This is a genomic window from Mesorhizobium sp. M4B.F.Ca.ET.089.01.1.1 (assembly GCF_004022605.1).
GTDB classification, from domain to species: domain Bacteria; phylum Pseudomonadota; class Alphaproteobacteria; order Rhizobiales; family Rhizobiaceae; genus Mesorhizobium; species Mesorhizobium abyssinicae.
Genome location: NZ_RZOS01000544.1, coordinates 1 through 3,420, shown reverse-complemented (window position 1 = coordinate 3,420; position 3,420 = coordinate 1). Strand labels below are relative to the sequence as shown.

Here is a 3,420-nt window from a genome sequence, read left to right as displayed (position 1 = left end):
CCCCCGCCGGCCCCATCAGCCCGACCATGCGGGCGAAAGCCTCGATGACGGGTTTCGCCTTGTCGAAAGCTGCCTGCTCGCCGCCCACCATGACGGTGAGCACGCCGTTCTCGGCGCCGGCCTGGCCGCCAGAGACCGGCGCGTCGAGGAAGGAGAAGCCGCCCCTTCGGGCGGCTTCATCCAACTCGCGCGCGACCTCGGCCGATGCGGTGGTGTTGTCGATGAAGACGGAGCCCTTCTTCATCGAGGCGAAGGCGCCCTTGGCACCGGTCGTCACCGAGCGCAGGTCGTCGTCATTGCCAACGCAGGAGAAGACAAAATCCTTGCCGTCGGCCGCTTCGGCCGGCGTCAGCGCCAGCTTTCCGCCGTGCTGGCCGACCCATTGCTCGGCCTTGGCCGTGGTGCGGTTGTAGACGGTGACGTCGTGGCCGCCCTTGTTCCTGAGGTGCCCGGCCATCGGATAGCCCATGACGCCAAGACCGAGAAATGCCACCGATGCCATGAGCTTGCCTTCCAAAACGGGAACCAGATTTTGCTGGCGCAAGCTCTAGGCCATGCGGTGAATTCGTCAAGGCGCGGAGCGCTCGATCGACTGGTGCAGAAAGGCGGTTTCGATCAGCGCTTGAGGTGAATGGTGATCCGACGTTCGATCCATTCGATCGCGTGGCGCAGCACCTCGACAATCACCAGATACACGACGGCGACCCAGATATAGGCCTGGATATCGAAGGTGCGCGCGTAGGTAAGTTTTGCCATGCCCATCAGGTCGTACACGGTGATAATGGCGACGATCGCGGACGCTTTGATCATCAGGATAAGCTCGTTGCCATACGGCCGCAGCGCGACGACCAATGCTTGCGGCAGGATGATCTTCCACAACGTCTGCAATTTGTGCAGGCCGAGCGAAGCGGCACCCTCCCATTGGCCCCTTGGCACGCTTTCGATGGCGCCGCGTAGGATTTCAGCCTGATAGGCAGCCGTGTTCAGGGCAAAGGCAAAGACGCCGCAGTTGAACGCCTCACGGAAGAAGCCCCACAGCCCAACCATTTCGAGTTGCGGCTTGAACGAGCCGACCCCATAATAGACCAGAAAAGTCTGGACGAGCAGCGGCGTTCCGCGAAAGAAATAGACGTAACAATAGGCAAGACCTGACAAGACCCGGTTCTTCGACATGCGTGCATAGGCGACTGGAAGTGACAGTATGGCGCCAAGGACAATCGAAATGCCAACCAGCGAAAGCGTGACGCCGAGCCCTTGCAGGTAGCTCGGGCCGTACTTGGCAAAGAGTTCGCTGTTCCAGGCGAAAGCCAGATAGGCGATAATGCCGCCGCCAGCGGCAACCCAGACGCCTATCAGCACGTAGCCGACAATTCGGGAACGCGGCCAGCCGCGTGCTCGCGGGGGCGGCCGTTCCACAACGTTTTTGGCGTCGGCCGCAACGCTCATCGCCGCGCGTCCCGCTGGGCAAGCGAGCGCTGTATGGCGCCGGTGGCAAAGGATGAAATAACCGCCAAGATAAGAAATACCGAGGCGGCCACACTGAAGAACAGGAATGTGTGTTTGGTGACGCGTGCGGCCACGCCAGCCTGACGGAGCGTTTCAGCCAAACCGACCACCGACACCAGCGACGTGTCCTTGAGCAGGCTCAGCCAGCAATTCTCCAGGCCCGGAAAGGCGATGCGAACCAATTGCGGCAAAATCACTTTGCGCATCGTTTGCCCGTATGAAAGGCCAACTGCATAGCCGCCCTCATATTGGCCCTTTGGGATGGCCCGGAACGCTGAAAGGAATACCTCGCTAGCATAAGCCGAAAAGATGATGGCAAGCACGATCATGCCGGCGACGAAGGCGTTAACGTCGATGGTCGCCTCGGGTCTTACCAGTCTGATGAGATATTGCAGGATCAGCGGGCCGCCGAAAAAAAACAGAAACAGCGTCACCAGTTCGGGCAATCCACGGAAGATCGTCGTGTAGATGTTGGCGGCGATGCGCAGCGAGGGTTCCTCGGATTGTTTTCCCAGCGCTACGAAAAAGCCAATCGTCAAACCGATTGGAAGAGTTGCGAGAGCCAGAAGAACCGTGACAGCAGCACCTGAGGCGATGTCGTCGAGCCAACCATCAGGCCCCCAACTGAGAAGCGTCCATACGCTCTGCTGCATCCGCCTGCCTGTCCCCACTTGCCTGAAGACCGTGCATCACTCCTGATGCACGGCATCCTCGTGGGAACGGCGGGAACATCCCCCCCGTCCCTGTCGTCAATCCCGGCGGGTCAGGAATCGCCGCCGTAGACGTCGAACTTGAAGTACTTGTCGTTGATTTCCTTGTATTTTCCGTTGGCGCGGATCGCGTCGATCGCGGCATTGAACTGGTTGACCAGGTCGGTCTCGCCCTTGCGTACGGCAATGCCGGCGCCCGGACCGTGGATCTCGACGACCGGCTTGATCGCCCCGATCAGCTTGCAGCAAGCGCCGTCGGGCGAATCCAGCCACTGCTGCAGCACGACGATGTCGTCATTGGCGGCGTCGAGGCGGCCATTGGCGAGGTCGAGCTGATATTCCTGCGCGGTCGGATAGGGCTTCACCGTGCTGTCGGTGTAAGTCTTGGTCGAATAGTTGAAATGCGTCGTCGAAGCCTGCACGCCGATCGTCTTGCCGGCCAGGTCTTCCTTGGTCACACCCTTGATGTCGCTGTCCTTCGGCGCGACGATCGCCGGGGGCGTGTTGTAGTATTTGTGGGTGAAGTCGACCTTCTCGGCACGTTCCGGCGTGATCGACATCGAGGCGATGATGGCGTCGAACTTGCCGGCCTGCAGTGCCGGGATAATGCCGTCCCAATCCTGGGCTACGAAGGTGCACTTCACCTTCATCTCGTCGCAGAGCGCCTTGGCGATGTCGACGTCGAAGCCCACGAGCTGGCCGTCGGCGGTCAGGTTGTTGAAGGGCGGATAGGCTCCCTCCGTACCGATCCGCAATGTCTTTTCCTGAGCCTGGGCAACGCCAAGTGTCAGCAGCGCGGCCGATGCGGCGAGCGCGATACGCAGTGCAATACGCATGTTAGTCCTCTCATATTGTCCGGGCCGCTGTTCCGTGCGGCTCTGTGAGCGGTGCTTTTGACCGCCCGCTGGCGGCGATACTCCCACTCTTTCCCCGAAAAAAGCAACTGCAAAACAGTAGGCTGCAGGCTTGGCAGTTGCGGCCGAAGATGACGCTAGGTTAGAGGCCGGGAACAAGTTTAGCGGCGGCTGAAAGTTATTTCGCCGACGCGCTCAGCGCCGCAGACCCGAGACGCCTTCGACGAAGTCCGCTATCGATGCGACGTCGTCGAGATCGAAGACCGGCAGGCTCCCGCCTTCGGCGGCGAAGTCCGCGGCAATGGCGACGATGTTGGGATCGCTGGCCGACAGCGGCGTCCTGTCCTTGG

The 3,420-nt window shown here is 60.7% G+C and carries 4 protein-coding genes and 1 pseudogene; all 5 read right to left on the bottom strand.

Translation table 11 applies throughout. The annotated features are described in order from the left end of the window. Positions 1–502, bottom strand: a 502-nt coding sequence (locus tag EN780_RS30275) for an NAD(P)-dependent oxidoreductase (RefSeq protein ID WP_133372777.1), incomplete at its 3' end; no start/stop codon positions are given. Positions 503–615: 113 nt separating this feature from the next. Continuing rightward, positions 616–1,446 (bottom strand): ABC transporter permease, encoded by an 831-nt coding sequence (locus EN780_RS30270; RefSeq protein ID WP_128276123.1) that lies wholly within the window; start codon positions 1,444–1,446, stop codon positions 616–618. After that, positions 1,443–2,159 carry an ABC transporter permease gene (locus EN780_RS30265; protein WP_128276122.1) on the bottom strand — a complete coding sequence of 239 codons (717 nt, stop codon included), beginning with the start codon at positions 2,157–2,159 and terminating at the stop codon, positions 1,443–1,445. Before EN780_RS30265 ends, EN780_RS30270 begins: the two co-directional genes overlap by 4 nt. Positions 2,160–2,269: 110 nt before the next feature. Then, positions 2,270–3,052: an ABC transporter substrate-binding protein gene (locus EN780_RS30260; protein ID WP_127287049.1), complete on the bottom strand. Its 783-nt coding sequence runs from the start codon at positions 3,050–3,052 to the stop codon at positions 2,270–2,272. Between the two features lie 213 nt (positions 3,053–3,265). Next, positions 3,266–3,420 (bottom strand): annotated as a pseudogene (locus tag EN780_RS40925) (molybdopterin-guanine dinucleotide biosynthesis protein B); the annotation flags it as partial.